This is a genomic window from Patescibacteria group bacterium (assembly GCA_022560785.1).
Lineage (GTDB): Bacteria > Patescibacteriota > Minisyncoccia > Phycocordibacterales > JADFSL01 > JADFSL01.
Genome location: JADFSL010000015.1, coordinates 1 through 14,658 on the forward strand (window position 1 = coordinate 1; position 14,658 = coordinate 14,658).

The 14,658-nt window shown below is 40.0% G+C and carries 14 protein-coding genes; 1 reads left to right on the forward strand and 13 read right to left on the reverse strand.

Going from position 1 to position 14,658, the window contains the following annotated elements; translation table 11 throughout:
* The 13 genes from IIB50_01865 to IIB50_01925 all read right to left on the reverse strand — a co-directional run.
* The coding region (locus tag IIB50_01865) for a hypothetical protein (GenBank protein MCH7529841.1) at positions 1-465 on the reverse strand (465 nt) is incomplete at its 3' end.
* Positions 466-475: 10 nt separating this feature from the next.
* A complete protein-coding gene (locus IIB50_01870) occupies positions 476-841 on the reverse strand; it encodes a hypothetical protein (protein MCH7529842.1) in 366 nt (121 codons plus the stop codon).
* A 4-nt stretch (positions 842-845) separates the two neighbouring features.
* Entirely contained in the window at positions 846-1,895 is a 1,050-nt protein-coding gene (locus tag IIB50_01875) for a hypothetical protein (protein ID MCH7529843.1), read from the reverse strand.
* Entirely contained in the window at positions 1,892-4,006 is a 2,115-nt protein-coding gene (locus tag IIB50_01880; protein MCH7529844.1) for a DUF87 domain-containing protein, read from the reverse strand. The genes IIB50_01875 and IIB50_01880 overlap by 4 nt, the downstream gene beginning before the upstream one ends.
* A 117-nt stretch (positions 4,007-4,123) precedes the next feature.
* On the reverse strand, positions 4,124-4,759 hold the full coding sequence (locus tag IIB50_01885) for a hypothetical protein (protein MCH7529845.1): 636 nt from the start codon (positions 4,757-4,759) through the stop codon (positions 4,124-4,126).
* 97 nt (positions 4,760-4,856) lie between these two features.
* The gene (locus IIB50_01890) at positions 4,857-5,282 is read right to left on the reverse strand and encodes a PrgI family protein (GenBank protein MCH7529846.1); all 426 of its coding nucleotides are present in this window, start codon (positions 5,280-5,282) and stop codon (positions 4,857-4,859) included.
* A 21-nt stretch (positions 5,283-5,303) separates the two neighbouring features.
* The gene (locus IIB50_01895; protein MCH7529847.1) at positions 5,304-5,879 is read right to left on the reverse strand and encodes a hypothetical protein; all 576 of its coding nucleotides are present in this window, start codon (positions 5,877-5,879) and stop codon (positions 5,304-5,306) included.
* Positions 5,880-5,902: 23 nt separating this feature from the next.
* Positions 5,903-7,846, reverse strand: coding sequence for a hypothetical protein (locus tag IIB50_01900; GenBank protein ID MCH7529848.1), 1,944 nt, complete (start codon positions 7,844-7,846; stop codon positions 5,903-5,905).
* Between the two features lies 1 nt (position 7,847).
* On the reverse strand, positions 7,848-9,185 hold the full coding sequence (locus tag IIB50_01905) for a hypothetical protein (GenBank protein MCH7529849.1): 1,338 nt from the start codon (positions 9,183-9,185) through the stop codon (positions 7,848-7,850).
* Between the two features lie 8 nt (positions 9,186-9,193).
* Positions 9,194-9,793: a hypothetical protein gene (locus IIB50_01910; GenBank protein ID MCH7529850.1), complete on the reverse strand. Its 600-nt coding sequence runs from the start codon at positions 9,791-9,793 to the stop codon at positions 9,194-9,196.
* A gap of 17 nt (positions 9,794-9,810) precedes the next feature.
* Positions 9,811-10,137: a hypothetical protein gene (locus IIB50_01915; GenBank protein MCH7529851.1), complete on the reverse strand. Its 327-nt coding sequence runs from the start codon at positions 10,135-10,137 to the stop codon at positions 9,811-9,813.
* Positions 10,138-10,657: 520 nt separating this feature from the next.
* Positions 10,658-11,452 (reverse strand): ribosomal RNA small subunit methyltransferase A, encoded by a 795-nt coding sequence (gene rsmA, locus IIB50_01920; protein ID MCH7529852.1) that lies wholly within the window; start codon positions 11,450-11,452, stop codon positions 10,658-10,660.
* Between the two features lie 3 nt (positions 11,453-11,455).
* Positions 11,456-13,387, reverse strand: a complete 1,932-nt coding sequence (locus IIB50_01925) for a UvrD-helicase domain-containing protein (GenBank protein MCH7529853.1) — start codon at positions 13,385-13,387, stop codon at positions 11,456-11,458.
* Between the two features lie 266 nt (positions 13,388-13,653).
* Between IIB50_01925 and IIB50_01930 the strand changes: the two genes are divergently transcribed.
* Positions 13,654-14,658 (forward strand): peptidoglycan DD-metalloendopeptidase family protein (locus IIB50_01930; protein MCH7529854.1); only part of this gene is annotated, 1,005 nt, incomplete at its 3' end.

Here is a 14,658-nt window from a genome sequence, read left to right on the forward strand (position 1 = left end):
ATCCTCATCAATATAACGTAGTATGAGAGCCTCCCCACCAGGCAACCACAACACCTCTTGAATTCTTGGTATGGTTGTGTTTGAAACTCTTGTTTGTGGTAGTGATGTGGTAGTGGTATCAAAAATATGGCCAGTTTCGCGTTCAATAAACCTAATTACCACTTCTTCACCACTTTCAAACGTGATAGCCGATGCTACAGCAGTATTTGAAACTCTACGAAGTGTGGGAACAGGCTGATCTCCTTCGAGTGCTACACCATCGGCAATGGAATCAGTATCTGAAATAAGATCATCAGTACTCTCACTTTTTCCGAACGGAAACAGGTTTTTAAAAACACTCTCAAACCTACCCTCTTCAATAGCTACTTCGCTCTTTGGTGAGAATAGAGAAAAACTAAAGAGTGCAAGCACAACAAGAACAAGCGATATTGAGAGAACTATTAACGATGTTTTTAAAAACCGCATATTACTTTTTTTAATTAAACAAGTTGAAATCAAGAATGTTAGGATTTATAATTTCTAAAATAATAACCGAGAGTAAAATAAGAATAATTCCAAGAATCGCCTGAGTTATTTTTTCTTTTCCGTCTTCTTTACCACTTATTTTATCGGTACTCATGTACTGAAGTCCTCCTATCATAATCATTATAACAGCAAGAAAGGCCGCAATAGTGATTCCTAATGTAAATATTGCACTAAAAAATGATGCCGGGTCGGTTTTGTCTGTAAAATTTGGTATTTCTTGAAGCGGAACAAATGCATGTGTTTCCGCTAGAAGAATACTGGGTACCAATAAAACAAAAGTGGATACTCCAGCAACTATTTTTTTTAAGTGAATCATATAATTAAAATGAAAATGGATTTGAAGCACCTGTTTCGGTAAACTGAATCGAGAAACTACCCCGCGCAGCTTGTAGTATTTTCTTTGCGTTTTGTACAGAGAGAAATACTGTTGCATTACCGCTTCCGTCTCCAATATTTCTCAGGGTAATATTACTTTGGTGTCTGGATGGGTTATCAATAATAGAACCATTAACTCTCCATTCATATATTAAATCAGAATCAGCTTTCTCTTTTCCCGAGAAGAAGAAAGGAATCGCAGTTATAGTCACTTCCTTATTGGAAAGTCTAAATACACCCTGTAGCGCCTGCTCATATATTGTTCCGAGAATCGGATTTTTTTCGTAAAAAATAATACGAGGTTGAACCGACTCTATCTCTATCGCTTCTGAGCCTCGCAAAAGGCCGTCAGCTGACTCTATTTCTACATGAATAAGTTCACTATTGAAAAGCCTCGGTGCCTCTGTGGTCAGAGTGTTTTTACCACGACCCGAAACACTGCCGAGTATTTTTCCGTTCTGCCGCCATTTGTAGATTAATTCATTAGACGAAAGCAATCTACCACCACTGGTTACAAAATATGCCATTGCGACAGTTGTTACTGAGGCACGTGACGACGGAAGAGCTTTTCCTTTATAGAGTGGGTGGGTGTATGACTGTGCCTCCCACAGCAGATCTATGTCGGTTGGGCGCAATATTAGCTGCTTTCTCAACACCTCGCCTCTTGAGGATTTAACCACAACCTCTATAGTAGAGCGTGAACCCAATGCTCCTGTTTTAAGAGAAATGGCACTTATACTAGCATCTTGCGCAACCAAATTGCCATTTACATACCACTTTATACTTTCTGCCTTATCTAGATTTGTTGAATAGCTTGTCAGTGTTACAGTTACCACTTTGTTTGGTTTGGGGTGTAGAGGAGCAGACTTAAGGATAAGCGACATATCAAGTGATGGAATCTGTGCAGTAGAAAAAACAGGTATCAGAAAAAAAAGTAATATAAACAATACCCCAAGACCTGTATTTTTTATTTTTTTATATTCTACTATACTCATATATTACCACTTAAGCCCTTCCTGTTTTCCGGTGACGGAGTCTCTGTAGAAGGTTGAATAGGTATGTCTGTTTTCATATCGGTAGGTTGAGCAGTTGGAATAGGTTCGGACGATTCAGGAGTTTTTGGAGTGGCATTTGCATGGACTGAAGTCTCCGTTGGCTGCGGAGTCGGCTTTGGAGGCTCGGACGTTGGTACAGGAGTAATTTCAGGAGTTTTGGGAGACGTGTTTGTTATTGTATCAGGTGGGGTCTCAGGACTTTTTTTCTGCGGTTCTGGTTGGGTTGTTTTTTCAGCATCTTCTTGTGTTGAAACATCTTTCTTTGCTTTTTTGATGGCGAGCAATTGAGATGGATCAGAAGTAATAATCTGATCTTCTGTGTATGACGCAATGATTTTAATTGCTACATGCTTAAGCCCAGCGAAGAAAATTCCTTCTCCTAATCCTGACTCAAGAAGGAGGAACTTTTCTTCATCGCTTAAATTAAAAGTTTTCTGTACTAAGTCTATAGAGGTTGGAGACTGTTTGAGAAGTATTTGTATTGATGAGTTGGTGAGCATTGGCACACCGTATGGGGACTTTAGGAAGTCGTCAACATCTTGCGTTATGGTTGCAAGTCCGAGATAATATTTCCTTCCCCTTTTTGCCATACTGTAGAGAAACGACGCTGTGTCTTCGGATTTCATCATCCACCAAGCTTCATCGATAACTAGAAGTCGTTTTTTAAGATTTCTTCTTATTGCGTTCCAGATATAGTTGGTAACAATATACATTGCGACCGGTTTCAAGTCGTCCTCCATATCCCTCACCGAAAAGACAACAAATTTTTTGTTAATGTCCACATTACTCGGTTGGTTGATAAACCCAGCCCATGTGCCTTTGGTGTACTTGCTGAGTCTTTGCACAAGCGAATCACTTCCCTCCATGCCGGCGAGCACCAATTCAAAGTCAGACAGGAGTGGCGGCTCTACATTTGCGAAGTTTGCATCACCAGTTATATCCTTGAGTGCGTAAGTTTCGGTTATTGCACGGTCAATAATAGAGTCTTCTTCAGGAGAAAGTCCGCCGAGCATGATTCTAAAGAGTCCTACAAGTGTGACAATGTGAGAGCGCAGTATATCAGTTGGTGATTCATCTTCACGCGGCTCGGGTAGATCAAACGGGTTAATGTGATGTTTTGAGCTCAGTGAAATATTAAAGTATCGCCCGCCAGTGGCTTCTGCCATGTATTCGTATTCACTCTCCGGATCTATGACGATGACATCGGTGTCAAACATCAACGAGCGGAGGATTTCAAGCTTTGTTGCATAGGATTTTCCTGAGCCGGATGTTGCAAATGTTACTGAGTTGTAATTTTCAAGCGAGAATCGGTCAAAGAGTATCAGACTTGAATTATGTCTGTTGATACCATAGAGTATTCCTTTATCAGCAGTCAGGTCCGAGGAGATAAATGGAAACAGGCTTGAAAGCGGCGCTGAATTTAATTTTGAGTGTACACCAAGCAAATCAGTTGCACTAGGTAGAGTGCTCTTGAAGCCTTGTTCTTGTTGAAAGAGCGCTGGCCTTATATACACCAATTTTGATTCAAGTATGGATTTTATTTCCGACTCGGTTTTATCAAGATCTTCTTTAGTGTCCCCATAAATCGATATATATAGTCCTACATCAAATAGCCGTTCCTGTGCCTGCTGGAGCTGGTCACGGAGTTGCTCAAGGTCTTGGTGGGCTGTATCGAGCATTGGGTCGCGCACAAGCCCTTTTTTCTCACGGGCATTTATCTGGCTCTGAACCTCCGCTACTTTTTTCTGGAATTTACGCAGTATGGTTACAGTATCAATTGGGTGTATAAAAATTGATACATCAAACATTTTGTCCAGATTAATAATTGGTGCAAACCAACTCTCCGACAAAAATCGTGGATACGATATGACAAAAAAGGTACGCACCACTTTGTCGCCGAGATTCATTTCCCGTTGCGTAATCTTAAGGGCTGACGGGGCTATTATATCCCGTAGTTCAAGAGTACTCGCCTCATAAATTTCTTTCGGTAGGATTGGAGCAATCTTTACCCCCTCTTTCTTCTTCTTTTTTAAAAAATCTAAAAATGCCATTGTTTTAGCTTATTAGGTTTTAGCTTTCTAGCTTATTGGTTTATAAAATTTTACCATAATATATTTCTCTATTTTTCTCTAAGAATCTAGTCAGCTATAAACTAACAAGCTTTCTAATTACTGATTTAGCGATATAGGCTTCTCCATTTCTCCCGGGTTAAACATCTTATAGTACAGCTCTATAACTTCTTCAGTACCAAGTTGAACAACTCGGATACCAGTACGCACAAGCCCCTGCTCAACAACTGAGACACGTTGCTGAAGCTGTGTTCTGTTTTCCTCAAATGCGCCATCTTCATCCTGTTTTTTGTCACTCTTTTTGCCACTAAAGATTTGGAATATATCATGTTTGCCTTGCAGTGCTGAGGGTGTGTATGGAACAATGACAAAAAAGTTTTTGGTCATAATACTGGCGCTTTCAGTGAAATTTTTCACAAACTCTATGTATTCCTGTATCTGGATTCTCATTAAATCATCCACTTGTACTGTGCGGCGTTCTTCAAGGAGTGCGATATACGGTCTGATATCAAGATCTCGCGACTGAATGAATATTTGTATAGAAAATTCAAGTGAGTTCAGAAAATTTTGAAACTGAAACAGAATAGCCATTTGCTCGTCTTGTGATTTGAGGGCAAAGTTAATTGAAGAAGTCATCAGGATAGCACTCAACGAACCGTCTTTGAGTATAACAATACCATCTCGGACCTCTTTTATAGGAACAAAATCCTGTGTTGATTTAGATGTGGTGGCCATTGTTTTAGCTTATAGCTTATAGCTTACTAGGTAGTTAGGTTTTTTCATATGCTTTGTTTTTATAAAAAGCTAATCAGCTAGAAGCTAGCACCTAATACTACTTTTGCTGATTTTCATCTGAATAAATACTTTCTTTTATATCAAGACTCCACGCCAAGTCTTTTAACTTACTTCCTGAGAGTTTAGGGACACGTATATTAGATTGTGCTACCGGCTCCTCTACTTTCTTTTCTTCACTCTTTTTTTTCTCCTGTCGCCACACGTATAGCTTATCTTTTGTCATAAAAGATAATGCGGATTCAAGCACATTTATAAACGGGCGGTTGTTTACCTTATAGAACGCAAGTGCCAGAGCCAACATCACTATAGGGGCAGAAACCAGAATCGCTAGAAATTTGGGCAGCAGAGTCCAAAACACAAATGATATTCCTCCAGCACCAGCAAGATAGATAAATTGTTTAAACGTCAGTGGCCCGAAGATTTTATCTTCTACCTCAATGAATTGTGGAACTTGGAAGCGCATTGTTTATAGTATACTCTAACTTTACTCAATTGGTTCACGATATGGGTCTACCGAATAGGGTTTTTTCTTTTCTTGTGATTTATTTGTAGATTCATCGAGTCTGACATGTTCTTTTGGTGTTCTCACCTGCTTTGTAAGTTTGTCTTCAAATATATTACTTGAATGTACTGGTTCTTTTTTCTCTGGAGTTGCAACAAAGGGAATTGAGGTGTCAGGTGGTGTGACCGTGCTACCCTCTCTACTTGTTTCCGCTTCTTCTTTTTCTGCCTCCTCAACATTGTTTTTCTCAATATTCTTGAGAGATTCTCGTATGGGCAGAAAAATCTGTTCGTTTATATCTTTTGTAATTTCTTGTGCTTGTTCGCTCGTGATACCCAATTCTTTTTTTATACTCTCTGGATATGCGCTGTGATTTTCAAGTCCGAGCATGACAAGCATTGTTTCATTTTCAAGAACTCCCGCCTTATCAACAAGCAGTTTGTGTTTGTCTGATACCATCTTTAATTTATCACGCAAATCAACTGCAAGAATTGCGTCTTGTATGTCTTTTGGCAGTTTCTTGAACTGTTCTTTTATTATTGTTTGTGTATCATCCATACGCGTTTCTTAATTATTATAAATCAACCCTCATCTTCTGGTTTTAGTGAATCTTTAAAATCCTTGTCATCTTTCAGCCCTTCTTTAACAGCATCTTGAATTTTTTGTGCATTACTCTTTCCTTTTCTAATTGCGGCTGCGCCCTCTTTGTTTTTTCGTGGAACTTTTATAAACAAAGTATCTAAAGTTTTTTCGGTTTCTAGTGTTTGTGCATACTGAGCTTTTCTTTGTTCACCGCGCGCTCTTACTGCTGTCTCTACATTTTGTATTTTCCCACTTTCAAGTGTTATTGTTTGTAAGACTGGTTTAGCCAAAGTCTCAGCTTGTTCTAGCGTTACCATGCTGTCAGGTGTGGGGTTCGCTTTGTGTGCGGTTTTTGCTTCCCTTACCTTTTCTTGAAGAGGAGCCAAAGCTTTCTGGGCCTCAGCAAGGTTTATTTGTGCTTTCGCTTTCTCTTCTCCTTGTTCTTTAGTTTCACTCGATTTCCCAATCACTTCAGCTCTTTTCACACGCTCCTTAATCTGATCTTTTAATTTCTGGTCATAACCACCCTTTCCTCCTGCTTTACCTAGTGTTGAGTCTGTTTTACTTAATGCTTTTCCGGCTGCAGTTGCGCGAGCGTCAAAACTTGAACCAGCGACGCCACGTAGTCCTCGCAAAGCACCCCCACCCAAAGCCCCAGCGATTCCTCCTCGTGCCTCAGCTTTTTTGAGAGTATCACTTTCTGCCAATCTACTCGCTCCTCTACCAAAAGAAGTTCGCAATGCCGCCGCCGCCCCTCCAACGGCTGCAGTGCCAATTACCCCTTGACCCCATTTACGGGCATTTTGCCCAGCTTTAATGACAGCCTCACTTCCTGCAATACCAAGTTGTTTTGCAATAACAATGGATGCAATCATAAACCCGATTACTATTAAAAAATTAAGAACTATCGAAAGAGCACCTATATCCCCACCTGTGTTGGTAGTGAGTGCCCCAAATGCATCTCCATCTTTCAGTCCGATTGCAGTCTTGAAGCTATCACTTCCAATAATTTTAAGTACAACAAATATTAAAAGAAAATATATTGGAGCAAAGATAGTATAGTTTATCAAAGCACGCCACCATTTTTTAGCATGTTCTGAAGTAATCGGCAGTATCATTGCCGCAAAAGCAAGTGGTGAGAGAATCATCAAAAAAATCAATATTACAAAACGGGCAATGAGAAGGAATGCTCCTGCGAGGAATACAAATGTGGTTACAAGAAAAAGAAGAGAACCCATTAATCCAATGGTGATGATATTTCCATAGTTAACCTTTCCATCAACACTAATGCCCAAAGATGCTGTCGTGGTCCCCGTTGAGTCAGTTTTGTAAAGTGTTGTTAGTGAAAGTGCGTTCATAAACTGGCCTGATATACTGCATCCCTTGCCCCCTACAATTGAAGCCACAGCACACTCCTCTGTTTTTATTTGATTATAAAATTGAATAGCAAGCAGATTGCCGGTGTCAATAATTACCTTAGTAAAAAATAGACTGAAGTTAATCAGGAGCGCTATAATAATCACCTTAGCTAACAGCTCTTTCATACCAAAGCCACTGATACGCAGAATGGTTCCAAAACCAATGGCGAGCAGTGTGAATATAAGCACAATATTTGCCACATCCCTGAATATACCCCAAGCTTCACTTATCGCCGCGACATTTCCAATACTACTTCCCATTTTAAGAACAGTCGTTTCAACAGCAGAATCAAGAAGAATACCAGCTAACCCAAGGAAAAAAGCAAACGCATCAAGGACCATAAGAGAAAGATTTGCAAACAAGCATGTTACATTTGTCCAACCACATTTAAGTAAATGCTCTTCGGCGTACGCATACTTTATCTCAACAGAGATCCCTCCATCTGTAACAGCAACACCAAAAGGAGCTAGAACTCCCACTGTGACAATCATCAATATGAGAATGTATGGTAGTATCTTTTTCATCCTAATTGTCTCTGAGGCACGCTTGCAACTTTTGTTGCGTATTTAAACTATTTAGTTGTGTAGACACTTGGAAATGTTCGTTCTGTGCGTCACCAAGGTTGTGTATGTCAACATCCCTGAGTTTGAACACAAAGTCAGTAAGTTCATTAAGTGTAGAAGCAGTTAAAATTTCTATTTTAATAAGATTTAATTTATCAATAACTGTTTGCGCGTTTGCAATATCGATATTCAAACTTTCCTTAAGAGGATCAATTATGTTTTCTATTGTTGTATCCACACTTGCTGGACTTCCTCCTCCTCTGCTCTCGTAGCAACTCCGCAACTGAAGCAACTGCTGATCTTCTTGAATAACTAAATTGAGGGCCCCTTCTTTTGTTATTTTATATATTTCTTCTGAAGTAATTATTCTGTCTGCTTCATCGAGAATGTCGTCTCTGATTCTCTCAAGTGTGGCTTGAGCGTTTTCACCACCAAGGTCGTTTGTGTAATCAGAAGTCCCCCCACTGAGTAGTCCGTCAAAGAGCACTTGTTGAATGAGTTGGGAAAATAGCGCAACTACTATTTCATCAAATTCATCTGCAACATTAAGTCTTTGCTGGCCACCGGCTAAGGTATTGTTGAGTTGTGACTCTATAACTTTTCCCGGTAATGTTATTTGAGACTGGAGACATTTTCCATCTGAATTCTTCACAAGGCAGGTTTTTAAACTGAGGAATCCATCACCTAAATCAACTTTGAAAAGCTCTATTTCTTGTTTTCCGGCAATTCGGGAATTAAGTTCGGCTGATGTGAGTAGGAATGCTCCGTACGGGTTATTTTGTGATTTTGTGGTGAGTTCAAACCACCCCTGCCAACCACCTTCACTGAAGTTCCCGCTAATGAAACTGTCAATATTACCAACCACATCAGTTAATGTACATGAGATGCGTTTATCAAACGGAGCTTGAAGAGCGAGTGAAAATTTTATATCAAACGCAAACGGACTGCAGAGAAAATCAAGTTCTGATCCTTCAATAAACCTACCAAGTTCCTCATCCGCAATATCGGTTAAAAATCCCTTAAAATCTGTTACAAAAGCAGGACTTCCTTCAAACCCTGTGTTAATCCAATTTACAATACTCGCTGAAATTTGGCTCAATACCAAATTGGCAATAGTCCAACCAATTGCATCAAGGGAAGATTCTTTTAAATTGTTTAGCACATCGTTTGTTGGCACAAACACACCAGGCACCGCGTGGGCTGTTTTTGGATTATACGCGAAAGACAGAACAAATACTGAAAGCACAATGAAAACAACAAGCATTGAACTCATTATTTTTTTGTAAGCGGTGCTAGTCATTGTTATATTTATATGTTCCAAATGTAACCTGGTTCTGTGATATTAAACGAAACACCATTTTTGTTAAAATACTCCTTCAGAAAAATAGCCGTGCTGTCCTGCTGCTCTAGTACCTCAATGTATTTTTTAAAACCACTAGCCCCAAGAACCGGGTCTTCAAAAATTTTACCCATGTGGTTTAGTGAACGAGAAAGTATCAGATACCATTCTATTAAATCAAGGTGGATTGAAACAAGTTTTTCAGGCACAGCAACTGTTACAAAATCTTCTGAAATTTGTTCGTACATTGCAGATGCATCTACAAGTTCTTCAAGCACTCTCTCATTTTGTGTGCGCAAAAACTCATCAAACAGTATTACTTCATTCTCTGGGTTTTGCTCTGCATAACTGTTGATAATAGTCATTATTGTATTTCCGTAATTTTGTAATGCTTCTTTGGTGCTTGTGACAATGGTAATATCACTTTCATCATATATTTGAGGAGAGGGTGTTTCTGCGAACATATCTTCAACTGTTTCAGTTACGAGGGTGTTACGTGTTTTTTCATCAAGGCCTTCTCCAGATTGCAACAATGTCAAATACTTTTTGAAAAATGTTCTAGATGTCACATCAGTTTCTGATAGCTTTACCGCTTCGGCGCTGCTTTTTTGTATGGAACCTCACTATCTAGTGTATCTAATACACCACCCGAACTTGAAACGAGTGGATTTCTGTCTACAGCAATCTCTACACCATCATCGGTTCCGTCATTGTCTGTATCGGGGTTGAATGGATCGGTTCCCCAGAGCACTTCTTCCCAGTCTTTGAGTCCGTCGTCGTCGGAGTCAAGAGTTGTTTGGGGGACCGTGTTGGGTATGGAAGCCACACCTTCCGTTTCTTGATACACAGTATGTTTTTGTTGGGAAACAAATAAAACCACCACCGACAGCGACAGTAGTGCAAAAACTGCCATTATTATTTTTTTTCTGGGCAGAAAATTCAAGTTTTTATTTAATGTGTACCTGAATTATATCACCACAGCGTCTATTTTTCCCCATAAAACCCCGCTTTTTTGTGGATATCAGAGGTGCAACAGAGAGCTTGCGTGTTATAGTGATGATACATGAGACACTCACTATCTAAACCTAGAAATTGTGTGGCAATTGTTGTACTGATTGTCATGGTTGTCAGTATGTTAACCCTTTTTTATCCAAGCGAGGGAAACGCTTTTTACAGACCGTTTGGAGGAGCTATCACATCCCTTTTCACAGGTTGTGTAAATGGTTATGTAGTAACAGTAGGCACTCCCGTTGGAGGAGCTTTCATGTGGGTTCCCGGAACTTTGAGCTATCTGTTTGGACCTCCATCCCGCCCATCTCAACAGCTGTTGGGGTTTGTCGGCCCTCCCACTACCTGTTATATACCGTGCACATTTGGAATATGCCCCTATGGCATATTTGAAACCATTATTTTCCACGGTTCAAGTTTTTAATCTAATTACTTAATTTTTGAATCATCTGTAACCATATTTCGGTAGAAATTTCTTCTGCACGGGCATTTGTATTTATACCAAGTTCTTGAAATATGTTTTCAAGCGTAGTTCTTTCTGTAAGAGTTTTTAGATTACCTATCAATTTTTTTCTTTTTTGAGAAAATCCCCGCTTTACAAGAGCGAAAAAAGATTTTTCATCCACATTTTTAAAATTATTTTTTGAAATGTTCTCTATCGCCACAATCGCTGAAGAAATCTTTGGTCGAGGTTTGAAACAACGAGCGGGCACAGTCTTTACATACTTTGGAGTTCCATACACTTTCACACTGATTGACAAAATACTCTCTTTTTTCTCTCGTGCTATACGCTGTGCAACTTCTTTTTGGAGAAGCAGTACTACTTTCCTCGGTTGGATGTTTGATGTGAGGATTTTCTTCAGGAATTTTCCTGTGATGTAGTACGGAATATTTGCAACGAGTTTATATTTTCCGTTTTGCACACCGAGTTTTTTTATATCGTATATGAGGATATCTCCTTCTATCACTTTCAATCTCTGCTTTTTAATTTCTTCTTCAAATTTTTCTTCAAGAAGTGGTATCAGTCGTCTATCTTTTTCAATTGCAATGACCTGTCCGACTTTCTTTAGCAATGCTTTTGTGAGAATACCTTTACCGGGACCAATTTCAAGCACAATGTCGTTCTTGTTAAGTTCTGCAACTCTCACAATATAGTTTACAATAGTTTGCGAGGTCAGAAAATTCTGCCCCAATGATTTCTTGGGTTTTTTGATTTTCATATATCAATCTATATAAATTATTTTTTCTTTTTTAAAAATAGAAACATCTTCCTCTATAAGATTCTCATCGATGTCGGTTATGAATTCAGACGGTACCGATACCTCGCGTGATCCGAATATAGTTCGCACCGAAGCATATGATAAAAACACTTTTTTGCGCGCTCTCGTGAGCGCTACATAAAAGAGGCGACGCTCCTCTTCGTTGTCAGCATTGCTGTCCGAGAGGGCTTTATGTGGAAACAGACCATCCTCCAGTCCAGCCACAAATACGTATTCAAATTCAAGCCCTTTTGATGCGTGCACAGTCATGAGTCGTGTGGCGTTACTTTCTTCTTTCAGCTCATCTTGGTCAGCAACAAGTGCGGCATCCTCCAGAAGTTTTTCAATTCCCTCATCTTTCGGTAATATGTCGTACCTGAGTGCAAAAGTTGCAAGTTCCTTGATGTTTTCGAGTCGCTCAAGCTCCTCTTCCCCTTTTCCTTTGAGGCTTTCCTCAAGACCTGTTCGCTTGAGTACATACCGAATAGTCTCACTTGGTTTTTTTGATAGAGCACAGCTTTCAATATCTCTCAACATTATTTTAAAATTCTCTACATTTTCTTTTGCTTTTCCTTTGAGCTCATTTTCTTTTTTGCTGGCAATTTTAAGAAGTGCAATTTTACCAATACCTCTCGGTGGAACAGATATAATTCTTTTTATATCGGAAATACTTTCCGGATTAAGAGATGCACGAATGAAAGAAAGCACATCTTTTATCTCCTTTCTCTCAAAAAATCTTACACCGAGCACTTGATACGGTAATTTTTCACCAAGAAACGCCTCTTCAAGAGCTCGAGATTGAAAATTAGCGCGATAGAGCACAGCTATGTCACGTGGCTGCACATCGTTCTTTAGTAATTCCTTTACTTTTTCCACTATAGAGAGGGCTTCCCCAGCTTCGTCATATGATGACAGCAACGTGATCTTATCTCCACCCCTCTTTTTTGTGAAGAGATTTTTCTCTCTCCTGTTTTTATTTTTCCGAATAATGCTATTGCTTGCTTCAAGGATATTTTTGGTTGAACGATAGTTTTCCTCCAGCAAAACAGTGGTTACGTCACGATATTGTTGTTCAAAACCCATTATGTTTTGGGTGTCTGCTCCGCGCCAGCTGTAAATAGTCTGGTCCACATCTCCGACCACGCAAATATTCTGCCTGCTTCCAGCTAAGAGGAGAGACATTTCATTTTGCACTTTATTGGTGTCTTGATATTCGTCTATATGAACATAGTGCCATTTATTTTGGTACATATGCTTTATGTTGGGATTACTTCGCAAGAGTGCAACAGTTCGCAGAAGCAAATCATCAAAATCGAGTGCACTTTCCCGCTTTAATTGATCTTCATACTTATCCCACACAGCAGACACTACTCGTGGAAAAAATTCATTACCAACAGTTTGTCTGAACACCATGGCTGATACCCCTTTCCCTTTTTGTTTTGATATTGCGCTCAAAAGTACCTTTGATTCAAATTCTTTCGGGTCAAGACCAGCCGCGACCACAGCACTTTTTACAGCACGTGATGAATCACTTTTGTCAAAGATTGAAAATCGCTTTGATATCCCCACTACTTTGTGGTGTTCCCGCAAAATATGTACTCCCAAGGAATGAAATGTCGATATAAAAGGCCGGTCGCACGATTTTATAGGAAAATTCAGGGTTGAATCTTCTGAGAGCAGTTGCTCAACTCGCTCTTTCATTTCTTTTGCCGCTTTGTTGGTAAATGTAACCGCCAAAATTGACTCGGGGGCAACCCCATTTCTGATAAGATGGAAAATTCTATTCGTAATAACTTTTGTTTTTCCGGCTCCCGCTCCGGCAATGACTAACAACGGTCCATTTTTGTGAAGAACCGCCTCTTTTTGCCTGCTGTTGAGTTCGTCAAGATAATTCATTTCAATCACTATAACACAAATAGATTACACAGAGTGTCTCATTTTATCCTTAATATAAGCCATTTTTTATAGCAATATTACACTATCCACATGTTGATTTGTATATGTTGACTTACACACCACTCGCGATATCATTATAGTAATATCAAAAGAGGGGGTTTCTGAGTCTTGCTGAAAGACATTCGCGCGTACGGCAGATACGGCACACTAAACATTGGCTTATATTATCTTCACAACAGGATCCTGATTTGAGACATAGAGATGTTTTGAATCAAGTGACACAACCGCATGCAACCAAGCTCTACAGCGTAAAGCGTATCTTTGCTGTGTTAGCGGTAGTGGTGCTAGGGGTTCCTGTTTCAGCAAGTGCGGGGATTTTTTCTTTTGTGTCCGAGCTTTTGGTATCCCAAAACAGTAAATCTGAATATGTAGCGACAATAGACTGGCACAATTCGCAGACACTTCCACTTCTGAGGGCAGCCCTCAATATTGATCCCAACCCCGCAAAAGGAGGTGGTGAAATAACGATTGTAGGTGGCTCAGCACTTCTTCCAGACTCTGGTCCGTCTGGCACACTTGCCGACATTGATGATAGACCGCAGTCGGATCAAATTAGCGTCTACGTTGTACGCGAAGGAGACTCACTTTCTCAAATTGCCGACATGTTTGATGTGTCGGCAAGCACCGTGGTCTGGGCAAATAATATTAAAAGCGGCACCCAGATTCAACCCGGGCAAACGCTCATCATCCGCCCCATTGCCGGCATAAGGCATATAGTGAAAAGTAGCGACTCTATTGCAAGCATTGCAAAGAAATACAAAGGCGATATAGAAGAAATCATACTTTATAATGGATTTGCTGATGACACCATTCTCGTTGTTGGATCCATAGTAGTGGTACCAGATGGAGAGTTGAGTGGGCCGGCGTATACTATAAAGAAAAGAAATGTTCTCAGAGGAGTCGGTGGACCTACTTACTCGGGCTACTACCTCATGCCAGTTGCAGGTGGCAGGCTCTCGCAAAGACTTCATGGTTACAATGCGATTGATTTTGCAGCCCCTGCCGGCAGTCCCATTTTGGCTTCTGCGGCAGGTAGTGTGATTATAAGCCGTGATTATGGATGGAACGGAGGATACGGAACCTATGTGGTTATCAGACACAATAATGGAACCCAAACGCTCTATGCCCACAACAGCAAAAACATAGTCTATGCCGGGCAGTATGTTGTACAGGGGCAAGTCATTGGCTATGTTGGCTCAACAGGAAAATCG

What these genes read in the sequence shown, in the direction of transcription:
- IIB50_01870 (MCH7529842.1), bottom strand. Translation starts at nt 841, where the DNA reads ATGATTCACTTAAAAAAAATAGTTGCTGGAGTATCCACTTTTGTTTTA.
- IIB50_01875 (MCH7529843.1), bottom strand. Translation starts at nt 1,895, where the DNA reads ATGAGTATAGTAGAATATAAAAAAATAAAAAATACAGGTCTTGGGGTA.
- IIB50_01880 (MCH7529844.1), bottom strand. Translation starts at nt 4,006, where the DNA reads ATGGCATTTTTAGATTTTTTAAAAAAGAAGAAGAAAGAGGGGGTAAAG.
- IIB50_01885 (MCH7529845.1), bottom strand. Translation starts at nt 4,759, where the DNA reads ATGGCCACCACATCTAAATCAACACAGGATTTTGTTCCTATAAAAGAG.
- IIB50_01890 (MCH7529846.1), bottom strand. Translation starts at nt 5,282, where the DNA reads ATGCGCTTCCAAGTTCCACAATTCATTGAGGTAGAAGATAAAATCTTC.
- IIB50_01895 (MCH7529847.1), bottom strand. Translation starts at nt 5,879, where the DNA reads ATGGATGATACACAAACAATAATAAAAGAACAGTTCAAGAAACTGCCA.
- IIB50_01900 (MCH7529848.1), bottom strand. Translation starts at nt 7,846, where the DNA reads ATGAAAAAGATACTACCATACATTCTCATATTGATGATTGTCACAGTG.
- IIB50_01905 (MCH7529849.1), bottom strand. Translation starts at nt 9,185, where the DNA reads ATGACTAGCACCGCTTACAAAAAAATAATGAGTTCAATGCTTGTTGTT.
- IIB50_01915 (MCH7529851.1), bottom strand. Translation starts at nt 10,137, where the DNA reads ATGGCAGTTTTTGCACTACTGTCGCTGTCGGTGGTGGTTTTATTTGTT.
- rsmA (MCH7529852.1), bottom strand. Translation starts at nt 11,452, where the DNA reads ATGAAAATCAAAAAACCCAAGAAATCATTGGGGCAGAATTTTCTGACC.
- IIB50_01925 (MCH7529853.1), bottom strand. Translation starts at nt 13,387, where the DNA reads ATGAATTATCTTGACGAACTCAACAGCAGGCAAAAAGAGGCGGTTCTT.